We start from the raw sequence: 26,492 nt of genomic DNA on the forward strand, positions 1-26,492 counted from the left end.
TATGTTTTGAGATACTGCTAATGTAATTAGGTACAGTGTTTTCAAAAAGTGACAGATGGAAGTGTTTTTATGGGTACAGATTTATTGGGAAGCGGTGAAGGGAATAAGTACCTCGTGGTGGAAAAACACCTCAAACAAGCCATTAATGATGGCGTTTATCAGGCGGATGATCGACTGCCCTCCATTCGCTCGTTGAGCCAAGAATTAAGCGTCAGCAAAAACACCGTGATTCGTGCGTATCAAGAGTTGGAAGCGCAAAACTTGGTGTACTCGGTTCCCAAATCGGGTTATCGAGTTAAAATCGCCTTGCCGACCTCTCGCTCAATTCCGGATCCGACTCGTGTGGATTTGCTCTCGATCTGCAAAGAAATCCTTACTTATCCTGAATACCAAGAGCGTTTGCCTACCGGTTCTGCCCACCCAAACATTGACTCCCCCGCGATCAAAAGCTTGTACGCCGAGATCGGCCGCCACAGCCGCCAGCAAACGCATGTACCGAGCCATTACCAATTACCACCCGGTGATCACCTCTTAATCAAACAACTGGCGAAAATCACACAAGATTTGGGCACGCCAGCCAAGTTGGATGAGATCATGGTGACGCACGGCGCGCAACAAGCCATTAGCCTAGCGCTGCGCGCAACCACACAAAAAGGCGATATCGTCGCGGTGGAGTCCCCTTGCTATTTTGGCAACTTATTGATGCTAGAATCACTCGGCCTCAAAGTGGTGGAAATTCCGAGTTGCCCACGCGACGGTATGTGCCCCGAAGCCTTAGCAAAAGCAATGGCGACATGGGACATAAAAGCGATCATCGTAACGCCAAACTTCACCAATCCAACTGGTGCCATGATGCCGCTAGAAAAGCGCCAGCGATTGCTCTTGGCATCTGGCAATATTCCTATTATCGAAGACGATGTGTTTGGCGGGTTAAGCTATGACAAGCCGTTACCAAGCTTGAGATTGCTCGATGACAAGCAACGCGTAATTTACGTGAATTCGTTATCCAAAACGCTCGATTCGCGTTTGAGAATTGGTTGGATGTTGGCGGGGCGATATCGAGATCAGATTGAGCAATACCTACTGTGTGAGAACATGGGCAGTTTGAACCTGATGCAATCCGCCGTGGCAACGTTTCTAACGTCAGGCAAGTATCGAACGCATACTGCGCGAATGGGTCGGGTTTATCAAAACAACATGCGCCGATTTATCCAGATGCTTCATCAATACTTGGATGAATACGAACCTCTAAAAAATCGATACCAGATCAACGCCGTGCAAGGTTCGTTCTTGCTTTGGTTGCGACTGCCCGAAGACACGGACAGCTATGCGTTGTATCAAGCATGCAATAAGCACAGAATCAGCCTACTTCCCGGCACCGTATTTGGCACTCAAGGGCAATATCGGCATTGCGTACGCCTCAGCGTGGCAAACTTTGGTCATGAAACCGATTGGAGTCACGCGATGCAAACACTGGCAAAATTGATAGCAAAGCATGCCTGTTAACTCGCTCTTACTAAATGAACTTATGCCGACACACGCAAACAGGTAACAACAAAAAACTCCACGCAAAGGTGGAGTTTTTCATATCGTCATCGCTTTCAGTGCGACTTAATTTGCCACATTCTCGCGACGTTTTCGGCTAAATTAGCAACGTTGACGTCGGCCTCTTTCATGGCCTCAGGTAAGCTCATCGCCCTTGGTACACAAGCAAACACCGCATCAATACCGCACTCATAAACCGCCTGATAGTTGTCGCCCACACAGCCTGCTAATGCAATGACTGGTAAATTACACTGCTTGGCCACCTGAGCAACGCCCATCGGCGTTTTGCCATGTGCGGTTTGATGATCGATTCGACCCTCGCCTGTAAATACGATATCCGCATCCTCAACATGCTGAGCAAGTTTGACCGTTTCAAGCACAATCTCAATTCCTGGTTGCAAACGTGCTGGCGTGTACCCGAGCAAGGCCGCGCCCATACCACCAGCAGCACCCGCCCCTTCACGAGTCAGTACATGCTTACCCGTCGCTTGTTCCGTCAACTCGCCAAACTTGCGCAATGCGTTATCGAGCTGAGTGACGTCTGATACGGTCGCTCCCTTTTGAGGGCCAAAGATAGCCGACGCGCCTTTGTCACCACAGAGTGGGTTATCAACATCGCACGCTACCAACACTTCGCAAGTTGCTAAACGAGGGTCAAGACCAGAAATATCGATGGACGCAAGCGCCGCTAACCCGCCTCCATTTGGGGTAATTGCATGACCAGAGTCATCAAGAAACGCCACCCCCAACGCGGTCAACATGCCCACGCCACCATCATTGGTAGCGCTGCCGCCCAAACCAATGATTAAACGTTGAATGCCTCTGTCTAGCGCGTGTTTGATCAGCTGTCCGGTACCAATGCTACTGGTCAGTTTTGGGTCGCGAGCGTCACTCGGCACAAGGTGTAGCCCACTGGCCTCCGCCATTTCAATAACCGCAGTTTCGCCGTCGCCGAGGATGCCATAAAACGCTTCAACATCATTCCCTAATGGCGCAGTCACTGTTGTGAAGACTTGTTCGCCTTGAGTTGCATCTATCAAAGATTGAACCGTGCCTTCGCCACCGTCTGCGACCGGAACCGTAACAAACTCGGCATCATGCCATACGCGAGCAAGACCCGTTTTGATCGCCTCGCTCACTTGTTTGGCGGTTAAGCTTTCTTTAAATGAATCAGGTGCAATTACCACTTTCATACGTATTTCCAGAGACTTATAAGAGAACGAGGCTCAAAATGTACACCAATGCCATTGCCGTGACACCTTGAACGAGCGTAGCCATGGTTTGCGCGCGGTACGCTAAGCCCACCGACATGCGGCTAAACTGCGAAACTACCCAGAAGAAACTGTCGTTTGCATGAGAAACCGTCATCGCACCAGCACCGATCGCCATCACCGTTAATACGCGGCCCATTTCTGAATCGAGCCCCAATTGCGTAAGCATAGGCGCAACCAAAGCCGATGTGGTCACCAATGCAACCGTTGATGAACCTTGCGCCGACTTTAGCGCAGCCGCAACGATAAATGGCATGAAAATACCCACGCCCAGCGCCGATAGCGTCGTACCTAAGTATTCACCTAGCGGCGTGGCTTTTAATACCGCGCCAAATGCGCCACCAGCACCGGTAATCAAAAGAATAGGCGCAGCAGCCGTAATACCTTGGCTGATTCGCTCGCCAAATTCTTCAATCTTGTTGTCTGACTTGAGTAGGCGAACAGAAAGGAACAGGCCAATCACCAATGCCGTTAGTGGCTGTCCTAAGAAAGTCAGAACATCAAACACAAAACCTTCGCCCAGCGGTAGGCTTGGGAATTTCGCGATAGAGCCAAAACAGATCAATAAGATTGGAACAAAAATAGGAGCGAATGCTTGGCTCGCCGTTGGCAATTTGCCGTAAGACGCTTTGAGTGCTTGCCAATCATGCTGAATTTCCTCTGCGGCTTCAATGCCATCTGGTTCAACATGTTGGAATCGGTTCGCCCACAACATCCCCGCTAACGCCGCAACCGCTGCAACAAACACACCCACACCAATCACTAAACCAAGGTTAGATTCCAGGCCTAAGTTACCCGCAGCGGCAATCGGGCCAGGAGTTGGCGGCACAAACGTGTGCGTTGCGTATAGGCCAGTTGCCAACGCCACACTCATCGCAACGCTTGAGGTTTTTAAACGCTTCGCGAGTGATTCTTTGAGCGAGTTCAGAATGACAAAGCCTGAATCACAAAATACCGGAACAGAAACGATGTAACCTATGATACTCATGGTCAATGTTGGGAAACGCTCACCCAACACTTTGATGACCGTATCGGCCATGGTGATCGCCGCACCACTTTTTTCCAAAATAACACCAATGATGGTACCTAAAACGATAACCAAACCAATGTAACCAAGGATGCCGCCAAAGCCAGAAGCAATGGTTTTGGCAATGCTATCTGCCGGTAAGCCGTAAGCAAATGCCGCAAGGAACGCCGCGATGATCAGCGCTAAAAAGGGATGTAATTTGAATTTGGTGGTCGTGAGCACAATAAATGCGATCACCCCGAGCAGGATTAATATAAGGTTCATGATAACTCCATTTATTCTTATTTTGCTGAGCGAGTCCGTGTTGGCTCACTCAACATGTAGGGACGCATGAATTATTAATCGTTTGCTTTCGAATTCCTTTAGGCGGAGTGACAAATGATGTGGTCAAAAAATAACGCGTATTGTGCAAATGCACAACATCACGACATTTTTGAGAGCCGAGTCGCAATATAAAGCTCCGCTAACCCCACAAAATTGGTTGTTGGTAGCCCTGTTATCTCGGTGATTTTCTCTAACCGATAGCGCAGAGTGTTCCGGTGAATAAACAGCATTTTAGAGCATTCTGTTACATTGCCATTGCATTCAAACAGTGCATCTAGGGTTTTCAATAATTGCCCAGATTTGTCTTTCTCTTTCAACCGTTTCACACCATCAATAATTTGTTCACCTTGCCAAATATCCGCCAACGGCGCTAACAAAACAGGCAAACGAAGTTCATCGAACAGGTACTTACGTTTCTCTGGGTAGAACTGCTTGCCAATAGCTAATACCTGCTTCGCACTTTGGTATGACAACGCGACATCTTTAGGCTCATTAAACAGCTGCCCTAGCGCAATGTGAAACGTATGCGAATCGTGATCGCTTAAACGCGACATCAACTTATCAATGCGCTCACTTTCAACTTGGCTATCCCACTGCTTGGCGGAATGACACGGTTTCAACACCACAATTTCATTCACTGAGACAATCGCAACTAGGTTGTTACGCTCTGGGTATTCAAGCAGCTCAACAATATTGCGCACACTCTTCATGCTTTTCGAGGCGGACGGCGTCGAGACTTCAATCACCGTTGCCACCCGTGGTTGAGTAACATCGATAGAAAGACGCATCGCCCAATCTTTCAGCTCTTCATCGGTCAATTTCCCATTGATCCAAGCCAGAATAAACTCTTCGCGATGACGTCTGTCCCACTGAAATTTTTCCACCAGCGCGGCTTGCTCGATTGTCAGTTCAGCGGTCATTTTAACCAGTTTTGCAAAATCTCGGATTTTCTCCGGCTCGCCTGTGACGCCAACAATACCGACCACGTCGCCATGTAATTTCAACAACATATTGATACCGGGTTTGACACCCTGCAACGTCAAACATTGCTGCTCATTAAGCTCTAGCGAATCGCCATGATTCAGCGCCAGTACCGCGCCATCATGCACTTGCCCAACACGTTTAGGGTCGCCACTGCCAATGATGATGCCTGCCGAGTTCATCACATTCACATTGTGACCAATGATGGACATGGTTCGATCAACAATTTGTTGTGCTAAAGCGTGGTCGAGAATCACCATTTCGAGTTTCCAAATTGACCGTTTAATCACTCAATAAATCACAAATGGCAAACTATCGCGATGCTGCGGTTCTAAATAACGGAAGCAGCTCAAAGCATTATCCAATTACCCATATTTAAAAAGTGGATTAAACCTTCATTTTTAGCAGCGGGTTATATACTTAGAACAAAGGTTACCAATGCATTCTTCACTGTGCATTGATGCCACTCGTCTACCTACAGAGGAGAGATCAACATGGAGTTACGGAATAAATCGGGGGAAGTTGCAAATATTGCTGATAACCTCACTTTGAAGGAAATCACAGAAATGGGCTACACCGTAGATTTATGCGATGAAGCATTTGCTCCTGGAGAGCATTGGAAAGCGGAAGGTAAAACGCAAGGTATGGGCGAGTATCCAGAGGAGTAAACGTCCTGATGAGCCAGCGCACAAAAGCGTTCCACAAACAGAAAAACCGAGCGACTTAACGCTCGGTTTTTTACTTTTGAACTTCTTGAATAAACAAGCTCATCTCTTCTAGATAATTGCCGTTTGAGCATCCCCAGTCGGTGACCTCAATCAACTCTGTAACTAACTGTCCAGACTCATCATCTTGCACTCTCTGCACAAACGCTTCAAAACGTTCCAGTTGTGCCTGACTCTTAACGCCATGCACGGCATATTCTACAAGCAAGCCGTTGTACGTCTGCCAGCGCTGGTCGCCCGCAACATCATTGCTTAAAATCACAGAACACTTTTGTTGAATGCTTTCAACCGCATCATTTCTTGGTGGCGCGACTGTGGAACATCCAACTAAAATCGTACCTACCGCCAATAACGTAACTTTTGTCTTATTTATCATATCGTTTCCAACTGTATCGCCACGATATGGAAATCTTATTACACCTGATAAGGATCATCGATAGCGCACCGCAGATTAATTACTTAATAAACTGTAAACTCCATACCAGTCTTAACACTGCAAGCTCAGAACTCCTATTAACCCACCCAAATGTAAACAAATAGTAAAATCACCTTTACGCGATGCAAAATCGACAAATGAGATTAGCGTTCCTTTCTCGCGGCCAAGCGTGCAATAATCAACTGTCTACATAACGAAACCATTTGAAGGATCAAAATGACCGCAACGGATTATCTCAACGACCTCAATCAACGTTACCTTGCGATTCACCGCACCAAAGAAGATTTCTTTTGGGAAACTTACATGGGGATCAGCGATGACCATGATGGCTCGACGCAAGCACAAACCGCATGGACAAGCTTTTTAAGCAACGCCGAGCAAATTACTGCCATCAAACAACAGCTTGAAGCCGCGGACCCAATTACCGACCCACAAGAGAAACAGCAAACCATTACGGGTCTTTCTGGTTGGCTGGCGATGTTTGAATCTCACGCAATCGAGGGCGAAAAGGCACAAGCGTTGAAAAATCAGCTCATTGCCTTTGAAGCTGAGCTGTTCGAGAAAAAACAGAACCACGTACAAACGTTTACCGATGAAAACGGCGAGCAAGTGGAAGGTTCACTGCCAGTATTGAGCTCAACCATTCGCACCAACAATCATGAAGAAGTTCGCCAATCGGCTCATCAAGCGTTGCTGAACCTTGAACAATGGCTACTGCAAAACGGCTTTATAGAACTGATCAAACTACGCAACCAGTTCGCTCGCTCACTCGGTTATGCGACTTTCTTTGATTACTCCGTGCAAAAAACGGAAAAGATGAGCTCTGAACAGCTATTCGAGATTTTGGAAGATTTCGAACAACGCACGCGAGATGCGCATCTAAACAGCTTAGAAAACTTGGCGAAAGAGAAAGGCGCAAGCGCACTAGCAGGCTACAACTTTGTTTACTCATTCGCGGGTGACGTTATGCGTGACCTTGACCCATACGTGCCGTTCTCAAAATCTCTGAGACGCTGGGTAGAATCATTTGGTCGCCTAAATATTGAGTACTCTGGTGCGACGCTAACGCTGGATTTACTAGATCGCAAAGGTAAGTACCCGAATGGGTTCTGCCACGGCCCTATTCCTTCTTTCTATAATCAAGGCGAATGGGTCGCAGCGCAGGTGAACTTCACCAGTAATGCCAAACCAGACCAAGTGGGCAGCGGCTACGATGGCATTAACACGCTGTTCCACGAAGGCGGCCACGCAGCACACTTTGCGAACGTAAAAATGAACGCGCCTTGTTTCTCGCAGGAGTTTGCGCCGACGTCAATGGCTTATGCAGAAACTCAGTCGATGTTCTGTGATAGCCTGTTAACCGATGCCGATTGGCTAAAACAGTACGCACTGGATGATGAAGGGAATTCTGTGCCTGATGAGATTATTCAAGCAATGATCAACAGCCGTCAGCCATTCAAAGCTTATGAAGAACGTAGCATCTTGGTTGTGCCATATTTTGAGCGCGCGTTGTATCAATTGAGCGATGACGAGTTAACGCCAGAGCGCATCACTAAGCTCGCTCGCGATTGTGAAAAACAGATCCTTGGTTTGGAATGCAGCCCTCGCCCACTGATGGCGATTCCACATTTGCTATCCGACGAAGCAGCTTGTGCGTATCAAGGTTATCTACTCGCGCACATGGCGGTGTATCAGACCCGTGCATACTTCCTTGAGAAGTTTGGTTACCTGACGGATAACCCAGAAATTGGCCCACTGCTGGCAAAACACTACTGGCACGCAGGCAATCACTTGTCGCACAACGAAACCATTGTCAGCCTGACTGGCGAAGGCTTCAATGCCAAATACCTTGCAGACGTGTGTAACCTGTCGCCAGAACAGGCATGGGAAGTGCAGCAGAAGAAAATCGACTCACTTGCGACGCGAGAACGAGCATCAGTCGCTTCACTGAACGCCGCGATTAAAGTCGTCGACGGCAGTAAAGAGCTGGCAAGCAACACCATCTCTGACGAACAAATGTGTGACGATTTTGAACGTTACATCGTAGAGACTTACGGTCGATAACACGCAGAAAGCCAGGAGCTCGCCTTCTGGCTTTTTATTCTTTAGCTAATGCAATAGGAAGGAAGATCCATGTACCAAGAAGTCATCAAATTTTGGTTCGAGGAGCTATCGCCCCAAAATTGGTTTGAAAACAACCCAGAACTGGACAAGCGTATTGCATCGCGATTTGCCTCGGTATTAGAACAAGCCGCTCGTTGTGAACTGTTTAATTGGCGTGACAGCGCACAAGGACGATTGGCCGAAATCATCGTCCTCGACCAGTTTTCACGTAATGTGTATCGCAACACCCCAAAAGCGTTTGCACAAGACCCACTCGCATTAGCATTGGCTCAAGAGGCAATTCGGTTAGGTCACGACAAAGAATTAGCGCCTGAGCAGCTAAGTTTTTTGTACATGCCATTTATGCATAGCGAATCTCGCCTCATTCATGTCGAAGCTGAAAAATTGTTTCGCGCATCAGGGCTTGAAAATAACTACGATTTTGAGCTAAAACACAAAGCCATCATCGACCAGTTTGGGCGCTATCCTCATCGCAATGCGATACTGGGAAGAAAGAGCACTCCCGAAGAGTTAGCGTTTTTGCAACAACCTGGGTCAAGTTTCTAAATAACAATGAATAATGAGTTAACCATGAGAGACCACGCAGTATGCTGGCCATGCTTGCTAAAACTAGACGGCGACGATGAGCTGATCTACACGCATTCCCAGTCCGACTTAGACTCTGAATGCGAAGCCCTCATTTTTGGGCAAGATGATTACGTTATTGACTCAAATGGCAACACGTTTGAATTGAAAAACAATGGTTCGAACACCACTCTTTTACATCTAAAAGAACGAACGCTGTCCGTAGAAGAGGTTACGTCATTAATCCAATCGCATGAATTCAGCCTCGCGCAACGGTGCATTATCAAGATTCATTTCACCTCGGTGAGGCAAGCTGTTGAGGCCTTAGCTCACTAACTCAATCCCAACATTCACAGCATTAAATAAAATTATCATTTTTATAATTTATGATAATTTCATGTAATCAACATCACGCCATATACTCTCCCACATCGAAACAAGACAACGTTCAAACACACATGTTGGGAGCAAACAAATGAAAATGAATCATGTCGGTATTATGGTCGGAGATATGGACAAAGCGGTTGAGTTTTACACGCAAGCGCTAGGTCTAAAAGTCGTTATGGGCAACACGAAAGTGATTGAAGAACGCGAAACGGCAATTGGCAGAATGTGTATTGCGGTCTTTGGGGAAGGCTTTAAAGGCTTCAACATTGCGCACCTTGTGACAAGTGATGGCATCGGCCTTGAGTTATTCGAAATGAAAGAGCGTCAAGAGCGCCATGAAGTGGATTTTTCTCGCATCGGTATCTTCCATTTCTGTTTGCAGACAGACGATTTTGAAGGTGCTATCAAACGCACCGAAGCACTAGGTGGCAAAGTTCGCATGGACATCATGCGTTACCACCCAGAAGACGATAATAAGCCTGCGAAAATGGTTTACCTAGAAGACCCATTCGGCAACCTATTCGAGCTTTACTCACACACTTACGAAGAAACTTACGCTTCTGATTACGAGTAATAGCCCCATCCATATTCCAAAAGGCTAGCAATACGCTAGCCTTTTTTTGTTTGCTTTGAGTTGCAGTGTTTCTGCACTCGCTCTAGCAAAAAAACATCTGGAATTTGATCATTTCTCTCACCACTTTTAAGGTCACTTTATACTTACCTCAACACAATGCAAAAAGGAGTGAAGTATGCCCACCAAAAATCCAATCGCCATCAAAGCGCTTGATCATATTGTTTTAAGGACCTGTAACCTCGATGCTATGTTGCATTTCTATCGAGACATTTTGGGCTGCCCTGTCGAACGCGAAGTAACGGAACTTGGTTTAACTCAACTTAGGGCAGGTAACGCATTGATTGATGTAGTGACGGTAGACAGCGAATTGGGCCAACTCGGCGGTAAGCCACCAGTTCAAAATGGTCGTAATATTGACCATTTTTGCCTGCAATTGGCGCCTTTTTCCGAGGATGAATTACTGGAATATCTGCGTTCGAACGGCATTGAAACCGAAGAGTTTGCGAAACGCTACGGCGCACAAGGATTCGGTCGCTCACTCTATATTCATGATCCGGAAGGAAATGTCGTCGAGTTAAAACCTCAAGTGATTGATGAGTAAGCGAGTAAAAACCTTGTTATATTCTGAAAATAACAAGGTTAATTTCTAAAATAATTGTTGAAGTAAGAACATATTATTAAGTCAAAACTCTAGCTGGATCACCTATTTCTTTTTCTCGCCACCACTGTTTATTTATCTGTTTTTTATGAACGTAAAAACTCTCCCCCGGCATTGGCGTCAGCAGCGTTATATGTTCTTTTTGACAATGGGCAAGCAAATCTAAAATCGGTTCGTCCCAACGGTGAGTAAATAGCTCGTATGTAGCCCAATGTACTGGCAGCAGTTTTTTCGCATTTAAATCGCGAAACGCTTGCACGGTATGATGAGCCTGCATGTGCCCCCAGTTTTCGACCGGATAACCTTGGCCTTTCACATCGGCAGCCACTTCCAAACAGGCAATGTCGATTGGTCCACATCGCAGTGCGATCTCGGAAAAATGCGAATCGTAAGCTGAATCGCCACTAAAATAGAGCGTCTCTTCTTTTCCTTTGATGACCCAAGAAGCCCACAGGGTCGCGTTTTTATCGAAATAAGTACGACCCGAATTATGGTTAGCAGGCGTACAAATCAGTTCGATTCCAGCATAGTGCACGCTATCCCACCAATCGAATTCCACGATGTTGTCTGCGCAAACGCCCCACTTTATCAGATGCTTGCCAACCCCTAAGGGTACATAAAACGTCACGGGTTTATCGGCGTAGAAACGTATGGTCGATGCTTCTAAATGGTCGTAATGATCGTGCGAAATCACGATAATTTCAGGAATCGGCAAACAATCTCTGGCATGGGTATTGGGAATATTGCGTTCAAACCACGCTTTTGCGATGAACGGAGAAGCGTAATCAAATACCGGATCAGTCAGAATTCGAATGCCATCGACCTCCACCAGCATGGTGGAATGGCCCAGCCAAGTAAGGCGCATCGATTCACTTCGCTGCGCAAACTGCGTAGGTTGAATTGGGGAATGTGGCAGATGTTCGTTAGGGCTCAACGGCGTTCTACCACCAAGATAACTCCAACACACCTGCCAGAATGATTGCGGACTAGGGACATTTGGCATCTCGTTTTTAACGCGGCCGTTTTCAAATTGAGGCGAGTGGTGAACACGGTGCGCCAACTGCGCATGGTAGGTTTGAGGCGGAATCAGTGAACTTGGCTTTTGTGTCTTTTGTTCACTCGTTAGGTATGTGCGCTTAAGTATCGTCTCAGACATATCGTTATTTTGTCTCGCTTGTGAACGCTCAACAGTAGGTTTATTAAAACGTGCGTGTATGTCTATTTCGTGACCAAAATGAGGTGTAAGATGAAGATTCAGTTTCAATCAAACGTCTTCTATTTAAGGATACGGTTCTCAAACCTTCTGAATACTGCGTCGGTTTGAAAGGAGAAAACTATGGTGACTTGCAGCCAATACGATTTTATTGAAATCGCCTGTATGTTTAAGCTCCCTATCGAGATCACACTAAAAAATGGTGAAACTCATCAGGGCAACGCGTTCGACACAGGCTACGACATGCAGCGACAAGAGTGCTTGTTTTTAGATATGGATGGTGAGCACACCGCCTTCCCGACTGAACAATTAGTCGCAATGCGCGCGCTCAAAACCAATCCACATTTTGACGAAGTGACGTTTGAGTAAACGTCCTTCTTTCACTGGCACTGTCCAATAAAAAACGTCTCTCAAGCTGACACAACTTGGGAGGCGTTCTCTTACACTATTCACCGGAACTTCATGTTATTCACGCGACCGAATGAAAACCAGCATCGGCATCATGATCACGAACATCACTCCCACAAGCTGGAAGGTGTGCACAAACGCGACCATTTGCGATTGCTGCTGCAACATCTGTTGGTATTGGTCTAACGCAACCGGGTCGGTAATAGAAAGCCCCTGATTGGCCGCCCAGTCATGCAAGTTAGGATTATAAGGATTAATACCCTCTCCCAGCGCATGCCATTGCTGCTGACTATCACGATATTGGAACGTGGTGGCGATAGAGATACCAAACGAACTACCAATGGTACGGAACAGATTGTAAATACTCGCCGCCGCAACAGATTGCTCTTTCGGAATCGTTAAATACGCCAAGGTGGATAGCGTCGAGAAGGTTAAACCAAGCCCCATCCCCTGAATCATACTCGGCATCACAATCCAAAATGTATCGATCTGCAGTGAGTATTGCGTCATCAAATAACTACCAATCCCGATGCAGCTCAAGCCAAAGACTATTTTGATTCTGGGATCGAATTGCGGATTGAGCTTAATCACCAAAATCAACATCGCCGCCGACGCCAACCCTCGCGGTGCCATTAATAAACCAGTGGTTGAGACCGGATAATCCAGCAAGCTTTCCAACAGCATTGGTTGTTGAGTCGTCAGACCAAACATCGCCATCGACACCACGGCAATCATCAATGACGAGACCATAAGGTTTCGGTCTTTCAGTAGCCACAATGGCGCTATTGGACTTTTGGTTTTCCAACTGCGATAGATCCACATCACCAATCCCATGACTGCGAGCAATATCGCCGTCTGAATCATACGTGAGTCGAGCCAGTCGTCTTCATTCCCTTTATCCAACACAAACTGCAACGCGCCCACACCTAACGCCATGTAACCGATGATCCACCAGTCAAAGTTAGGTTTGGATTTGTTATCGATATGGATATAGCGATAAATCAAAGAGGTACAGATCAAACCGAATGGCAAGTTGATGTAAAAAATCCAGCGCCAGTTAATGTTGTCGGTGATCACACCACCCACAACTGGGCCCAAAATAGGACCAAGCAAAATGCCGATGGAGAAAATCGCCATCGCTTTGCCTTTTTGCTCATACGGATAAATCTGCACTAACGTCGACTGCGCCAATGGAATCACCGACGCGCCGAAAGCGCCTTGGATAATGCGAAATAGCACCATCTCTTCAAGAGACTGTGCTTGCCCACAAAGCGCACTGGCAATCACAAAACCGACCACGGCAACCAGCATGACTTTGCGTTCACCAAAGCGCGACACCCAGAAACTGGTCATCGGAATGAAGATCGCTTCCGCCATGCTGTAACCCGTCAGCACCCAAGTAATTTGGTCTGCCGTTGCGCCCAGCGCGCCCATCATGTGCGATAGCGACACGTTCGCAACGGTCATATCGATTAACACCATGATGGCAGAAAGCATCACGGCGACGGTGGCAATTCCCCGTTTGTCTGCCGTAATTTGGTGGCTCATTGCACGCGACTTTGCAAATCAATGGTGACTTCTGAGCTCGCACCCACGCGAAGTTGCGGCGCATCGGCCGGTACTTCTAATGCCAAACGTACAGGGAAACGCTGTTTGATTTTAACCCAGTTACCCGTTGCGTTTTCTGGTGGCATCAAGGAGAACGATGTACCACTCGCAGGCGACAGCTGCTCTACCGTTGCTTTCCACACCACGTCTGGGTACATATCAATCACCACATCCGCATGCATACCAGGTTTGATGTGAGTAAGATCGGTTTCTTTAAAGTTCGCGCGTACCCAATAGCTGTCTTTTAAAATCACAGGGAACAGCGTTTGACCCACGCTAACAACCGAGCCTACGTGCGTATTGATCTCACCGGCAATGCCATCCACTGGTGACGTAATGTCGGTGTAGCTCAAGTTCAGCTCTGCTTGCGCTAACTGTGCTGCCGCTTGTCGAACAACCGCAGCCTCTGCGCCTTCTTCACCACGGTTCGCAATGGCTTTTTCTACCGTCGCGCGCGCTTGCTCCAGGCTCGCTTGGGCATTGGCTAGTTTGTTTTTTGCAGTATCTAAATCTTGGTCCGACGCCAGTTTGCGTTTCACTAGGGAATCCGTACGTTTGTACTCTACTTGCGCTTCTATCAGGTTAGAGCGCGCCGCATCTAAGCCCGCAACAGCTTCAGTTACCTGCTTATCGGCAACGTCATGTTGCTGGACCGCCAATTGGTATGCCGCTTTTGCTTGCTTCACTGCCAACAAATATGGGCGTGAATCTATCTTCAGCAGTAGGTCACCTTTGTTAATAGATTGGAAGTCTTTGACATCTACAGAAACCACTTGGCCTTTTACCTGAGGCGCTACCGACAAAATTTTTGCCCTAACATAGGCATCTTCTGTGCTTGGGTGACTGTCTGAATACTGCCAAGACCAATACATCGCACCAAATGCGATAACACAGAGAGTAAAGAAAAGAGTTTTTACCAGCTTAGATCTGGAGGAGGAATGCTTTGCGATGTCGTCGCTCATTTATATTGTCCACTTGTTCAATTATGTGATCAGTGTAGGACTTTTCGATCTTCCGACAATAAAATGATCTGCAAGGTAAAGATCCAATTTTGCATGTTGCTAAGTGGAGTAAATGATGTGCAATCAAAACGAGGATAAAAAAGAGGGGCAGTCCCCGTAACCGCCCCCAAAGTCATGCCAATAATAGTAATGTGCGTGTAACTACTGGTTTTTCTTAGAACTTGTAACCGCCGCTGATCATAAATACCCAAGGGTTAATTTTGACGTCGGTTTTTTGCTTCACTCCACCTGCTTTATAAGTTGCTTCTGTCTCAATGTTTGCGTACCACGCAGCGGCGTTGAGGAACCATTGATCGTTGATCATGTAGTCCACACCAATATTCGCTGCTAGACCGAATGAATCATCTAATTTCAAATCTGACAGGTCAGCGCCTTTACCCGTACTATTGAAATCTTCATCAAAGAATATGGTGTAGTTCAGACCTGCACCAACGTATGGACGGAACTTACTTTGAGACTCGCCAAAATAGTACTGCACCATTAGCGTTGGTGGTAAATGTTTGGTTTTCGCGATATCACTACCAACCAAATCTGTCGAAATGTCGTGGCTGAATGGTGTTGCTGCTAGAAGCTCTAAACTGATGTTGTCTGTGAACATGTAGCCAAACGTCAAACCAAGCTGCGTATTTGAGTCAACTTCTAACTCTTCTTGAGAACCAAGAATCTTATCGCTGCTGTCGTTTGGAACGACAGACGCCGCACCAACACGAAGAACGAAGTCACCTTGTTTATGAGCGAAAACACTTGGTGACACGAGTGCAGCAACCACTGCTAGACTGCAGATTGTTTTTTTCATTTTTATTTCCTTTCGTAGGGCTTCGTTATGTCGTACCCAAAGGGGTGCCTACTAACTGATCTGAGATTTCAAGTAAACTCAGCGCCTTGAAGCACACGGGTATCTATATCTTTTTGAGCTGTGCGCAATCTAGCACATAGAAACCCTACTATTTTGATGGAAATCAATTTGTGAAAAATATAGGTTTTTTGTATAGAGAAACGCCATACCGATCAACAAATTATGCAAATCGGATACAATTCTGTAATGCAAACTGTGCGTGTGAGAAGCCATGCTTACTCAAAAACACGAATCCTCTCGCTAAGGCTCGTAGCCAGCAAAAACTTTTTTCTTCCTCTACGTCTTCTATTTTCAAAAAACAACCCACTTAAAACGCTCGTTTGCCCCCTTAAAATCGCGATTTGAGGGGTTTGTAAAACACTGAAATACAAGAAGTTATTTTTCTGGAAAATCAGTCACTTGGAGTGCTAGTCTGCTCGCAGCTAAGGAGAAGACATGTTAAAAACCGATCTCATTTTTGAACGAGAAAACTTTTCTCATCACGATTTTCAGAATGCCACCTTTAAAAACTGCCACTTTTATATGTGCAGTTTCGACCATGCCGATCTGCGCGATGCTAAGTTCATCGACTGTCGCTTTATCGAATCCAAAGCGCTAGAAGGGTGTAGTTTTCGCTTCGCGAACTTAAAAGATGCTAGCTTCACGAACTGTATGTTGGCGATGAGCCTGTTTAACGGCGCAAATTGTATGGGCTTGGAGCTGCGTAAGTGCGATCTCAAAGGGGCAAACTTCCAAGGTGCGAACTTTGCTAATCGCGTCAGTAACACCATGTTTTTCTGTTCTGCTTTTATTACTGGCTGCAACCTCACCTACTGTAACTTCGAGCGAGTGTTACTAGAAAAATGTGACCTCTTTGAAAACCGTTGGAACGGTGCGAACCTCGCAGGGGCAACTCTCAAAGGCTCGGATTTATCTCGCTGCGAATTCTCGCCAGAACAATGGGGAACCTTTAACGTTGAGCAGTGTGATCTGACTCATGTCGAACTAGACGGGCTGGATGTTCGCCGCGTTTCTCTGTTTGGTGTTAAAATTTGTGATTGGCAACAAGAGCAATTGCTTGAGCCTTTTGGACTGATCATTCTCTAAGGAAAGGCCATGAACCTGTTTAAAGACTTACCGAATAACCTCGACGAGGAAGTGTTCGAAGACCTGCTGACCCACAAAAACCTGCGTATAGAACGCATTGTCTCAACGGGGCAAACCTCGCCCGAAAGTGGCTGGTACGATCAAGAAGAACATGAATGGGTCTTGGTTCTTAAAGGAGCTGGAGAGCTGACTTTTGAATCAGATGTAGTGCAACGACTTGAGGCAGGCGATCACGTTACGATTCCAGCTCATACCAAACACAAAGTGAGCTGGACTGACCCAACGCAAGAAACCATCTGGTTGGCGGTGTTTTATCAATAAACACAAAACGATCTTAAACCAAAAAATAGGCGCTGAATTTGCTCGATACTACTAAGCCGTCACTGGCACTGTTTGATTTTGATGGCACCATCACCCGAGAGGATATGTTTAGCCTTTTCCTCCACTATTCTGCTTATGGCCTGCGCAAACGCGTAGGAAAGGTCGCTATCATGCCATTTTATGCGCTGTACAAACTCGGAGTGTTACCCGCTCGTGTTATGCGTCCTCTCAGCAGTTTTATTGCATTTTCAGGGAAAGAAACGCAGAAAATTGAAGCGATTGGCACTCAGTTTGCCCATGAAGTGATCCCGCTGTACTTACGGCCAGAAGCGATGGAAAGGTTGGCGTGGCATCAGCACAGAGGCGATACCATCGTAGTGGTGTCGGCATCACTCAATGCGTATCTCAAGCCTTGGTGTGAGGCGAACGGTTACCACTTGCTGTGCAGTGAACTGATCTCAGAACAGCCAAAACTGAGTGGCTTTTACCAGCAAGGTGATTGCAGTTTAGAAAGAAAAGTCTCGCGCGTTAGGGCCACGTTTTCGCTCGACGAATTTGCGTCTGTTTATGCCTACGGTGATACACACGAAGACATTCCGATGCTAAAACTGGCAGACTACGCGATGCTCAACTGGAGCGAGTGGAGAGCAAGCGAATAACGATATGTGCTCTGATTTTCAAGACAGCCACTCAACCAAAGTGGTCGTTTTAGACTGAAAAAACAAACCCTTCTCATGTGAGAAGGGTTTTATTGTTCAGGGCCCGAATAAATGGCTTAACGCCATACACCCCACTGACCCGTTGTGCCTGGTTCCTCACCAGACGTCCACCATTGGGCAGTCCATTCTTTACCATTGTGTGTCACCACATCACCTTGGTTGTAAACGGCTGTCTTGTCCCACAAGTTGGTTGGTTCAGCTGGTGGCGTGACATCCGCTTTGATCAGTGACAACGCGTAACTGAAGTCTGCGCTTGGCGCTAATACTTGGTTTGCATTCACGTTGTTACTATCGAACATGTAGTGGTTCATCTCTTGATGCCAAATGCCCACGTACCAATCACCCGTTTGCTGCGCATTAAATTGATCCGCAATTTCTGCCGCCCAAGTCGCCGTATTGTTTGCACTGATTGGTAGTGAAATATCGACAATTTCATTGCCTGTCGCATTAAACGTACGGAAACGAATGGTGTCACCCGCTTCTACTGGCCCAAAACCTTGCTGAACAAAGTAGCCTAGAGATGTCAGATTGTTGCCCGGTTCGGTTGGATCAACAGGGTCAGTCGGTGGCGTCGTGCTCGTTCCGTTTAACGTAATGTCACTACAATTGTAGAAACCTTCCCCAGCGACATCAATGCGCTGCCAACGAGTATAAAGCACCGCATCGCCGGAACGATCAGCAGGGAAAGTCACCTGAATACGGTAGCGTTTTTCCGCATCAACATACACATCACCTGCGGTGTCGATCAGCTCTAAATCACTCCAAGTAAGAGGCTTTGAATCATCATAAGTTGGCTTGGTGAGATAGAATTCCCAGTACGATGGGTTGTGCGGCGCTTTGCCGTAAAACACCAATTCAATCTGGTTGTTTGCATCTGGCGTAACATTGGTGCGCTGCCAGTTTGGAGAAGGAATGTTCAAGCCTTTCTTAGCCGCATCGCCGGCAGAACACAGTTCACCGTCGCGAACCACGGCTTTCACATGCTCCATATCTCGGTAATTTGGTACGTTCGCCGCGATTTCGCTGCGTTGCACAAACGGATACGCGCCAGATTCTTCAAAAGCCGCTTTACACGCTTGGTTAGGGATCTCGTTGGTCCAAAAACCACCGTCTAAATAACACGTATTCTGACGAGCGCTTGGAAATTCTACCCAGCCGTGGGCGTTGACGTTAAATGAGCTCAATGCGGCAACAGCGCTTAAGCTCAAAAGAGGAAGTGTTACATGTGATTTCATCGTTCATCCTTAATTTTGCTGACTCGCCGCTCTGAAACACAAGCGGTTTAAGCAAAACTAGCAGGATGGGATTATTTAGAAGGTGAGAATAAATATGGAAATTGTAAGAGTGCCATCTGCTTTCCAGCATTTGTTGTGAACCATTCTCATACTCGACTGACTCTTTCGAGTCACTTCAAATTCATGTGCCACAAAAACTGTCACTCTCGTTTGGCTATCGCTCGTCTTTTGGTGTGTCCATCACCACCATCGTTGTGATCGACTTGACGTGTTCGCACTCCCCCAACACATCAGCGTGAAACGCTTTATAAGCGGCGAGATCTTGCGTTTCCACACGCAGCAAATACTCGTTCGCACCAGTGATGTTGTGACATTCCACCACCTCGTTTACAAAACGCACATGCTCTTCGAAACCCAGCTGTGCCTGCTTAGAGTGCGAGGCCAAACCAATCGACACATAAGCGACAAAACCCACGCCAAGTTGCTGATTATCCAGTACTGCTCGGTAGCCTTTGATCACGCCTTTACGCTCTAAATCTTGCACTCGGCGTAAGGTTGCAGATGGAGATAAACCAACGCGTTCCGACAGCTCCACATTGGAGATTCTTCCGTCTCGTTTGAGCACTTGCAATATTCTTTCGTCAAATCTATCCATCATGATGTTTCATTGCTTATTTAGTTTCTAATCATCAAATAAAAGCACAATATTGACCTCAGTTCTACTTATAGTTGTTCTCAACTTATCGAGAACTGATTCAAGGAACAATCTATGGAATATCATCAACTGGGCGCTTTGGCGTTGTTCGCTTTTGTCTCCACTTTTACGCCGGGTCCCAATAACATTATGTTGATGACCTCAGGGGCAAATGTCGGCTTTAAACGCACTATCCCACATATGTTGGGCATTACCTTTGGCTTTGGTGCCATGCTAATTTTGGTGGGCATTGGCTTGATGAGCCTGTTCCACGCATATCCAATTACACACTCCATTTTGAAAGTGTTGAGCTTGAGTTATTTGCTGTACTTGACGTACAAAATCGCCACCAGCGACAAAACCGAAGCAAAACACGATTTTCGCCCAATGTCTTTTTTAGGGGCTGTCGCATTCCAATGGGTGAACCCGAAGGGTTGGTCGATGGCGTTGACGGCCATTACGGTATACAGCAGTGGCGGTGCATGGCTCGAACTGACTTTTATCGCCGGTATCTTCTGCTTAGCTAACTTGCCATCGGTAACATTTTGGACGGCGGCAGGTATGCAATTGCAGCGTTGGTTGACCACCGATAAACGCGTTAAGGGGTTCAACTACAGCATGGCTGCGCTGTTGCTTTTGTCTACGATTCCAATGATATAAGTCTATTTGGGGTTAAAAACGACTCACTTTACGTAATTGGGAAAGGACAGATACTGCATTTTGCTTGAGGCTTTGGCGTTAATTCACAGTGTAAATTTGTTTAAAGACGCTACCCTCTTGTTAGGGAACTTGATAATCTTTAAATGAGAAAGAGAATAATTATCGAGTAAAGTAACAATGAAAAAGAAGCCTCAACCTAAAACGCTTGTTGTCACAGACACAGAAACCATCACTCCAAACATGCAGCGCATTACCTTGCAAGGTGAGGCGCTGAGCCACTTTCCTCGTGACTGCGAAGGCAGTTACATCAAATTACTGTTTAACGATATGGGCGGCGCGGATCTGAGCATCCTGTCAGAAGACGACCGACCAATCATGCGCACCTATACAATTCGACGCTTTCATCCAGAAACCAGTTCAATCGAAGTGGATTTCGTCCGACACGTAACGCAAGATCTGCAATGCGGATTTGCCGCACGTTGGGCAATGGCCGCGCAAAAAGGCGACACGATCAGCATCGTAGGGCCAGGTAGCATCTCCAACTTAAATACGGAGGCGGATTGGTTCTTCATGGCTGCCGATATGACCGCACTTCCAGCGCTTTCTGCGAAAATTCGTACGCTGCCAGAAGAGGCCAAAGGCTACGCTGTGATCAGCGTGATGTCTCCAGACGACATCCAACCCCTACACGCGCCAGCAGGCATGGAGTTGATTTGGCTAACTGAACAGCAAACCTTGGCTGATAGCGTTCGCGAACTGGAATGGTTAGATGGTAACGCTTCGGTATGGTGTGCGTGTGAGTTCGATTCAATGCGCGCGCTGCGCCAATATTTCCGCAACGAAAAAGAAGTCGATCGCGAGAATATCTACATCAGCAGCTATTGGAAGCAAGGCGTGTCTGAAGATGGGCACAAAGTGATTAAACGTGAAGACGCGGAATCCAACCAATAGTGATTCATGTCTTTTCGATTCCAGCTCTCATCCTAATAAAAACGCCCGGCATCACCGGGCGTTTTAGCAACTTCAGTTGTATTAAAGTTCATGAAAACTCTAATCCGCTAGTTCCTGCGCTAAAAAGTCGATTAACAACCTCACTTTGGGCGATAAATTTCGGCTTTGTGGATACAGTGCCCAAATGCCTTCACGGTCATCTCGGTAATCGGTCAGCACCTCGACTAGCTCACCGTTATCTAGAGCTTCTTGAACGTAATAGTCCGGCAACTGCACTAAACCCAAACCACGCTTGGCGGCGCCCATTAGCGCAAAACCACTATTGCATTTAATCCTCCCCGACACACGCAAAGACTTATCGCGTTTATTTTCCTTAAAATGCCAATAATCGACCGAACCAACTAGGCACTGATGTCGAGCCAGTTCGGATAATGTGTGAGGCTCACCAAATCGCTCCAAATACATAGGGCTAGCACACACGTAATTTTGACGCGACGAAAGACGCTTTGCGATCATGCTGGAATCTTGCAGGCGGCCAAGACGAATCGCCACGTCTACCCCTTGCTCTATCAAATCCAGTTTTTGATTGGTCAGAACTAAATCGAGGTCCACACGCGGGTACTTCTCCAAAAACTGATGCAAGAGCGGTGCGAGGTTCATTTCCCCATAGGTCACAGGCGCTGTCACACGCAGCAAACCTCGCGGTTCGGTTTGCATTTGCGTTACAGCAAGCTCAGCTAGTTCTAGCCCTTCGACCAAGTGTTTGCACTGCTGATAATAAAGCTGTCCAGCTTCAGACAGAGAAACTTTTCGCGTCGTGCGATGCAGTAACTTAACCGCAAGACGCTCTTCAAGTGCCGATACACGGCGACTGATTTGTGCCACTGACGTTTTCAGTTTAGCCGCGGCAGCTGTAAAGCTGTTAGTTTCCGCTACGGCAACAAACTCGCTGACTCCTTCCCAATTCGCCATGCTGTATTCCTGTCGACCTCTTCTAGACAAATAGTGATTACATTGTTCTCGTCGCGCTACGCTTTGAAAACTGGAAAACTTTACGCGTCAGGTAACGGACGAAGTTCGTCGTATTGCGCATCAAGCTCAATGCCAAAATATTCTTTCAACGCATCCAGGTAGGTTTGACCTGGCTCTAGCTCTATTTCTGTTAGCTCTTCATGATTGGTGCATCTGAGTGTGTAGTTAAGCAGCGTCACCAACCCACTTTCTGTCGCTCTAGCAGCGACCCTTGCGCTAGTAAAACGCGAATTAGGCGAAGTCGAGGTAAAGAAGTTGCTACATGCAATGTCACCAGCACACACGAACTCTAGGTCAAAGCTGTATAGATTGCTCCACACGTCCGTTCCATCGGTTGAAAGCACTTGGAGGAAATAACCAAACTGAGCATCTTTGACAAAACGGAAGGTTTGTAAATCCGTCTGAATCACTTGGTCAAGGATAAATGGCAATGGCGCTCGAGGGGTATTGGAGCCAAAACCCACATCTACAATCCATGTTTGTTCCTCGAACGTCACTAACGTGATTTGATGACTACGACCTGTTGGTGTACCAGACACATGTACACGCCCTAGCAAACTTCGCGCTTCAAACCCAAGAGTGTTGAGCACATCAAGCATTAAACCATTTAATTCAAAGCAGTAACCACCGCGAGAGTGGTACACGGTTTTTTGAATAATATCTTCAATCTCAACAGAGACGCCTCGCTGAGATGCGATGTCAAAATTCTCAAACGGCAGGCAACGATGCTGCGCCACGTGAACTCTGTGCAATGACTCCAAATCGGCGGGCAATTCACTAGGCAAGCCTAGCTTGGTTAAATAGGCACTCAGATCCGTCTTATTCATAATCACTCTTACTTAGCTGATGGTTTGACTGCTTTCTACTTTAGCTCCTCTATCTAACTTCAGGTCAATCACCTTTTCCATTTCCCTTCCGCTTTAAGGAGGCATCGCACTCTTTTTACACGCTCACCTTATCATTATTACGCATATGTAAAAATCATTTTCAAAATGGACGGATTATCATTTTTACTGAAACACCTAAAATGAGCACCAACAAAACGACGCAGCGCGGTAAGCAAACCTTAACTACGCTTATTACGTCACTCCATATACTGAAAATATAAAGGAAACATCCAATGTCGCTTGAAATCAAACCTGGTCAAACTCACATAAAATCAAAAGCAATGGTCGCTTGGGCTGCAGGGGAGCCGCTTAAAATGGAAGAAGTTGATGTACAACTTCCAAAAGCCGGCGAAGTGCTAGTACGCATCGTAGCAACTGGTGTTTGTCACACTGACGCATTCACACTATCAGGTGACGATCCAGAAGGTATCTTCCCTTCAATCCTTGGTCACGAAGGTGGCGGTATCGTTGAAATGGTTGGCGAAGGCGTAACAAGCGTTGAAGTTGGCGACCACGTTATCCCACTTTACACTGCTGAATGTGGTGAGTGTAAGTTCTGTAAATCTGGCAAAACGAACCTATGTCAGGCCGTTCGTGAAACGCAAGGTAAAGGCCTAATGCCAGATGGCACAAGCCGATTCTCTATCAACGGCGAAACTATCTTCCACTACATGGGTTGTTCTACTTTCTCTGAGTACACGGTTCTTCCAGAAATCTCACTAGCGAAAGTAAACAAAGAAGCACCACTTGAAGAAGTTTGTCTTCTAGGTTGTGGCGTAACCACTGGTATGGGTGCGGTATTAAACACAGCTAAAGTTGAAAAAGGCGACACAGTGGCAATCTTTGGTCTCGGCGGTATCGGTCTTTCTGCAATCATCGGTGCTCGCATGGCTGGTGCCAGCCGCATCATCGGTGTAGACATCAACGAAAGCAAATTCGACCTAGCGAAACAACTTGGTGCAACTGACGTAATCAACCCACAAAAATTCGACAAGCCAATTCAAGAAGTGATTGTTGAAATGACAGACGGTGGTGTTGACTACTCATTCGAATGTATCGGTAACGTAAACGTGATGCGCCAAGCACTTGAGTGCTGTCACAAAGGTTGGGGTGAGTCAGTCATCATTGGTGTTGCTGGTGCAGGTCAAGAGATCTCAACTCGTCCATTCCAACTGGTAACTGGTCGTGTATGGCGTGGCAGCGCTTTCGGTGGCGTTAAAGGTCGCTCTGAGCTTCCAGAAATCGTGAACCGTTACATGGCTGGTGAATTCGGCTTACAGGAGTTCATTACCCACACAATGGGATTAGCAGACGTCAACAAAGCGTTTGATCTGATGCATGAAGGTAAGAGCATCCGAACAGTTATCCATATGGATCAATAATGCTGCCTCAGGCTCTCCTTTTGGGGAGCCTGAATTCCTTCTGCTAATTAGAGAGTTTATTCATGACCATTGAAAATGTAAGCCAAGCCAAAGTGTTTGGCGGTTGGCACAAGCAATATACACACGAATCCAATGCCCTAAACTGCACCATGCGCTTCGCGATATTCTTGCCACCTAACGCAACGAAATCGAATCCCGTACCCGCGCTATACTGGCTCTCTGGTTTAACGTGTACCGATGAAAACTTTATGCAGAAAGCGGGCGCATTTCGTATGGCGGCCGAGCTTGGCATTGCGATCATTGCACCAGACACAAGTCCGAGAGGCGAAGGTATCGCTGACGACGAAAGCTATGACCTAGGAAAAGGAGCTGGCTTTTACCTTAATGCGACGCAAGCACCTTGGTCATTGCATTACTGCATGTACGACTATGTGACTGAGGAGTTGCCTGCGATCATCGAAAGTAACTTCCCTGTCTCTGACGTGAAGTCGATTTCGGGTCACAGCATGGGCGGCCACGGAGCGCTCACCATTGGTCTGAAAAATTCAGAACAGTACCGTTCTATTTCAGCGTTCAGTCCAATCAGTAACCCAATGCAATGCCCTTGGGGACAAAAAGCCTTTACTGCTTACTTAGGCAAGGAGCTTGAAAGCTGGAAGCAATACGATGCAAGTGAACTTCTAAAACAACAACAATCACCATTACCAATTTTGGTTGATCAAGGTGATGCTGATGGCTTCTTAAATGAGCAGCTTAGACCGGAAGCGCTGATTGCTGCGGCAAAAATACACGATTCAAACCTAACCTTGAGAATGCAACCAGGCTATGACCATAGCTATTACTTCATCTCAAGCTTTATTGAAGAGCACCTCAACTTCCATGCAAAATATTTGTTTGCATAGTTAACTTAAGTAAGCTCATGAAATAAAAAATAAAGTCACCAAAACTAGGTGACTTTATTTTCTTTACGTACTAACAAATACATATCTGAATATCGATGATTTAAATATGTAAAATAATGTAACTTAAGAACAAATTCGACGTCCATTTCTCGCCTTATTAAATTCTCATTTCCGACACAGTATCTTTATTAAAAATGAAACAAAGTTGCACTAAAAACCAATTAAATACCGCGAAATCATTACGAAACTCTACTATCATCCCAAGACTCTGAGCTTTTAATTAAGAAGCAACTTAATAACCTTGACGTGACGTAAACCGACAGTTATTTTTGAAACATAACGTATTATAAAATCTCATCCGGTTGGCTCTATAATTATAAATAAATTACCGCTAGCACCTTTGTCCTAGCTAAGAAAAAAGAATAAAACTCAAAAGGGCATATGATGAAAAAGATAGTCGCGCTAGGTCTGTTTTTTGTTGCGCCATTCTTGTCTGCAAATACGATCGTATTTAGTAGTAGCCAGCAGCCTAGTGTCATACTGGAACTGGAAGAGATCCAAGCTTTACCTACCACTAGCTACACGATGACATTGCCTTGGCTTCCTGCCTCGTCAGAGTTTTTAGGCGTTAAACTCAGCACGCTTCTTACACACGTCTACGGAAAGGTACCAGAGCAGGTTGATATCAGCAGCTTAAACGACTATCACTCGACATTGTCCCGACAAGATATTCTTCGATATCAACCAATACTGGCTTATCAACAAGATCAGAATTACATAAAAGTCAGGAATAAAGGCCCTTTCTGGGTGATATATCCACTCAATCTCTATCCAGAGCTAAACTACAATAAATATCATGCGCAAATGGTATGGCAAGTAAATGAAATAAAAGAAAAATAA

Annotated in this window: 28 protein-coding genes; 16 read left to right on the plus strand and 12 right to left on the minus strand. The window is 46.3% G+C overall.

Annotated elements, in window-relative coordinates; translation table 11 throughout:
* Positions 1-69 precede the first annotated feature (69 nt).
* Positions 70-1,506, plus strand: a complete 1,437-nt coding sequence (locus tag R7Q47_RS00120; protein WP_171345574.1) for a PLP-dependent aminotransferase family protein — start codon at positions 70-72, stop codon at positions 1,504-1,506.
* Between the two features lie 95 nt (positions 1,507-1,601).
* Here the strand turns inward: R7Q47_RS00120 and R7Q47_RS00125 are convergent, their stop codons facing one another.
* From R7Q47_RS00125 to R7Q47_RS00135, 3 genes are all read right to left on the minus strand, one after another.
* On the minus strand, positions 1,602-2,738 hold the full coding sequence (locus R7Q47_RS00125) for a glycerate kinase (RefSeq protein ID WP_017634361.1): 1,137 nt from the start codon (positions 2,736-2,738) through the stop codon (positions 1,602-1,604).
* 16 nt (positions 2,739-2,754) lie between these two features.
* Positions 2,755-4,107: a GntP family permease gene (locus R7Q47_RS00130; protein ID WP_021452774.1), complete on the minus strand. Its 1,353-nt coding sequence runs from the start codon at positions 4,105-4,107 to the stop codon at positions 2,755-2,757.
* Between the two features lie 158 nt (positions 4,108-4,265).
* Positions 4,266-5,408: a sugar diacid recognition domain-containing protein gene (locus R7Q47_RS00135; RefSeq protein ID WP_005374330.1), complete on the minus strand. Its 1,143-nt coding sequence runs from the start codon at positions 5,406-5,408 to the stop codon at positions 4,266-4,268.
* A gap of 234 nt (positions 5,409-5,642) precedes the next feature.
* Here R7Q47_RS00135 and R7Q47_RS00140 point away from each other — a divergent pair, with 234 nt between their 5' ends.
* Positions 5,643-5,816: a hypothetical protein gene (locus R7Q47_RS00140; protein WP_005374332.1), complete on the plus strand. Its 174-nt coding sequence runs from the start codon at positions 5,643-5,645 to the stop codon at positions 5,814-5,816.
* Positions 5,817-5,886: 70 nt separating this feature from the next.
* On the opposite strand, the gene R7Q47_RS00145 is transcribed toward R7Q47_RS00140, so the two are convergent.
* On the minus strand, positions 5,887-6,249 hold the full coding sequence (locus R7Q47_RS00145; RefSeq protein WP_017634365.1) for a hypothetical protein: 363 nt from the start codon (positions 6,247-6,249) through the stop codon (positions 5,887-5,889).
* A 276-nt stretch (positions 6,250-6,525) separates the two neighbouring features.
* Between R7Q47_RS00145 and R7Q47_RS00150 the strand changes: the two genes are divergently transcribed.
* The 5 genes from R7Q47_RS00150 (at position 6,526) to R7Q47_RS00170 (ending at position 10,559) form a co-directional block, all read left to right on the plus strand.
* Positions 6,526-8,373, plus strand: coding sequence for a M3 family metallopeptidase (locus R7Q47_RS00150; protein ID WP_154204127.1), 1,848 nt, complete (start codon positions 6,526-6,528; stop codon positions 8,371-8,373).
* Between the two features lie 69 nt (positions 8,374-8,442).
* Positions 8,443-8,979 carry a DUF924 family protein gene (locus tag R7Q47_RS00155; RefSeq protein WP_005383296.1) on the plus strand — a complete coding sequence of 179 codons (537 nt, stop codon included), beginning with the start codon at positions 8,443-8,445 and terminating at the stop codon, positions 8,977-8,979.
* Between the two features lie 24 nt (positions 8,980-9,003).
* Positions 9,004-9,333, plus strand: coding sequence for a DUF4144 domain-containing protein (locus R7Q47_RS00160; protein WP_017634368.1), 330 nt, complete (start codon positions 9,004-9,006; stop codon positions 9,331-9,333).
* A 139-nt stretch (positions 9,334-9,472) separates the two neighbouring features.
* Positions 9,473-9,958, plus strand: a complete 486-nt coding sequence (locus R7Q47_RS00165) for a VOC family protein (RefSeq protein ID WP_005374344.1) — start codon at positions 9,473-9,475, stop codon at positions 9,956-9,958.
* Positions 9,959-10,133: 175 nt separating this feature from the next.
* A complete protein-coding gene (locus tag R7Q47_RS00170) occupies positions 10,134-10,559 on the plus strand; it encodes a VOC family protein (protein ID WP_005383293.1) in 426 nt (141 codons plus the stop codon).
* A 76-nt stretch (positions 10,560-10,635) separates the two neighbouring features.
* On the opposite strand, the gene R7Q47_RS00175 is transcribed toward R7Q47_RS00170, so the two are convergent.
* Entirely contained in the window at positions 10,636-11,772 is a 1,137-nt protein-coding gene (locus R7Q47_RS00175) for an MBL fold metallo-hydrolase (protein ID WP_154204126.1), read from the minus strand.
* 180 nt (positions 11,773-11,952) lie between these two features.
* On the opposite strand from R7Q47_RS00175, the gene R7Q47_RS00180 reads away from it, so the two are divergent.
* Complete coding sequence (locus tag R7Q47_RS00180) at positions 11,953-12,198, plus strand: Rho-binding antiterminator (RefSeq protein WP_005374351.1); 246 nt, start codon at positions 11,953-11,955, stop codon at positions 12,196-12,198.
* A gap of 96 nt (positions 12,199-12,294) precedes the next feature.
* Here R7Q47_RS00180 and R7Q47_RS00185 read toward each other — a convergent pair whose 3' ends face one another.
* The 3 genes from R7Q47_RS00185 to ompW all read right to left on the minus strand — a co-directional run bounded on the left by R7Q47_RS00185 (position 12,295) and on the right by ompW (position 15,663).
* Entirely contained in the window at positions 12,295-13,785 is a 1,491-nt protein-coding gene (locus tag R7Q47_RS00185; RefSeq protein WP_033907201.1) for an MDR family MFS transporter, read from the minus strand.
* Positions 13,782-14,807 carry an HlyD family secretion protein gene (locus tag R7Q47_RS00190; RefSeq protein ID WP_318088456.1) on the minus strand — a complete coding sequence of 342 codons (1,026 nt, stop codon included), beginning with the start codon at positions 14,805-14,807 and terminating at the stop codon, positions 13,782-13,784. Before R7Q47_RS00190 ends, R7Q47_RS00185 begins: the two co-directional genes overlap by 4 nt.
* A 214-nt stretch (positions 14,808-15,021) precedes the next feature.
* Positions 15,022-15,663: an outer membrane protein OmpW gene (ompW, locus tag R7Q47_RS00195; protein WP_017634373.1), complete on the minus strand. Its 642-nt coding sequence runs from the start codon at positions 15,661-15,663 to the stop codon at positions 15,022-15,024.
* Positions 15,664-16,158: 495 nt separating this feature from the next.
* Here ompW and R7Q47_RS00200 point away from each other — a divergent pair, with 495 nt between their 5' ends.
* From R7Q47_RS00200 to R7Q47_RS00210, 3 genes are read left to right on the plus strand one after another with little or no spacing between them, the layout of a single operon-like run.
* Complete coding sequence (locus tag R7Q47_RS00200) at positions 16,159-16,809, plus strand: Qnr family pentapeptide repeat protein (RefSeq protein WP_318088458.1); 651 nt, start codon at positions 16,159-16,161, stop codon at positions 16,807-16,809.
* A gap of 9 nt (positions 16,810-16,818) precedes the next feature.
* Positions 16,819-17,130 carry a cupin domain-containing protein gene (locus tag R7Q47_RS00205; protein ID WP_047725283.1) on the plus strand — a complete coding sequence of 104 codons (312 nt, stop codon included), beginning with the start codon at positions 16,819-16,821 and terminating at the stop codon, positions 17,128-17,130.
* Between the two features lie 38 nt (positions 17,131-17,168).
* The gene (locus R7Q47_RS00210) at positions 17,169-17,789 is read left to right on the plus strand and encodes an HAD-IB family hydrolase (RefSeq protein WP_171345008.1); all 621 of its coding nucleotides are present in this window, start codon (positions 17,169-17,171) and stop codon (positions 17,787-17,789) included.
* A 116-nt stretch (positions 17,790-17,905) separates the two neighbouring features.
* Here R7Q47_RS00210 and R7Q47_RS00215 read toward each other — a convergent pair whose 3' ends face one another.
* Positions 17,906-19,084, minus strand: a complete 1,179-nt coding sequence (locus R7Q47_RS00215) for a lytic polysaccharide monooxygenase (RefSeq protein ID WP_318088460.1) — start codon at positions 19,082-19,084, stop codon at positions 17,906-17,908.
* A 214-nt stretch (positions 19,085-19,298) separates the two neighbouring features.
* Positions 19,299-19,739, minus strand: a complete 441-nt coding sequence (locus R7Q47_RS00220; protein WP_005482841.1) for an Lrp/AsnC family transcriptional regulator — start codon at positions 19,737-19,739, stop codon at positions 19,299-19,301.
* A gap of 114 nt (positions 19,740-19,853) precedes the next feature.
* Between R7Q47_RS00220 and R7Q47_RS00225 the strand changes: the two genes are divergently transcribed.
* A complete protein-coding gene (locus tag R7Q47_RS00225) occupies positions 19,854-20,438 on the plus strand; it encodes a LysE family translocator (RefSeq protein WP_062730858.1) in 585 nt (194 codons plus the stop codon).
* 177 nt (positions 20,439-20,615) lie between these two features.
* A complete protein-coding gene (locus R7Q47_RS00230; protein WP_213969204.1) occupies positions 20,616-21,389 on the plus strand; it encodes a siderophore-interacting protein in 774 nt (257 codons plus the stop codon).
* A 99-nt stretch (positions 21,390-21,488) separates the two neighbouring features.
* Here the strand turns inward: R7Q47_RS00230 and R7Q47_RS00235 are convergent, their stop codons facing one another.
* Both R7Q47_RS00235 and R7Q47_RS00240 read right to left on the minus strand, forming a co-directional pair.
* The gene (locus tag R7Q47_RS00235) at positions 21,489-22,361 is read right to left on the minus strand and encodes a LysR family transcriptional regulator (RefSeq protein ID WP_017633836.1); all 873 of its coding nucleotides are present in this window, start codon (positions 22,359-22,361) and stop codon (positions 21,489-21,491) included.
* 80 nt (positions 22,362-22,441) lie between these two features.
* Positions 22,442-23,248 carry an arylamine N-acetyltransferase gene (locus tag R7Q47_RS00240; protein WP_318088464.1) on the minus strand — a complete coding sequence of 269 codons (807 nt, stop codon included), beginning with the start codon at positions 23,246-23,248 and terminating at the stop codon, positions 22,442-22,444.
* Positions 23,249-23,541: 293 nt separating this feature from the next.
* Between R7Q47_RS00240 and R7Q47_RS00245 the strand changes: the two genes are divergently transcribed.
* The 3 genes from R7Q47_RS00245 (at position 23,542) to R7Q47_RS00255 (ending at position 26,492) form a co-directional block, all read left to right on the plus strand.
* On the plus strand, positions 23,542-24,690 hold the full coding sequence (locus tag R7Q47_RS00245; protein WP_017633834.1) for an S-(hydroxymethyl)glutathione dehydrogenase/class III alcohol dehydrogenase: 1,149 nt from the start codon (positions 23,542-23,544) through the stop codon (positions 24,688-24,690).
* A gap of 62 nt (positions 24,691-24,752) precedes the next feature.
* A complete protein-coding gene (gene fghA, locus R7Q47_RS00250; RefSeq protein WP_005374382.1) occupies positions 24,753-25,592 on the plus strand; it encodes an S-formylglutathione hydrolase in 840 nt (279 codons plus the stop codon).
* A gap of 444 nt (positions 25,593-26,036) precedes the next feature.
* Positions 26,037-26,492: a hypothetical protein gene (locus R7Q47_RS00255; protein WP_005374384.1), complete on the plus strand. Its 456-nt coding sequence runs from the start codon at positions 26,037-26,039 to the stop codon at positions 26,490-26,492.

It is taken from the genome of Vibrio sp. Vb0349 (assembly GCF_033338975.1).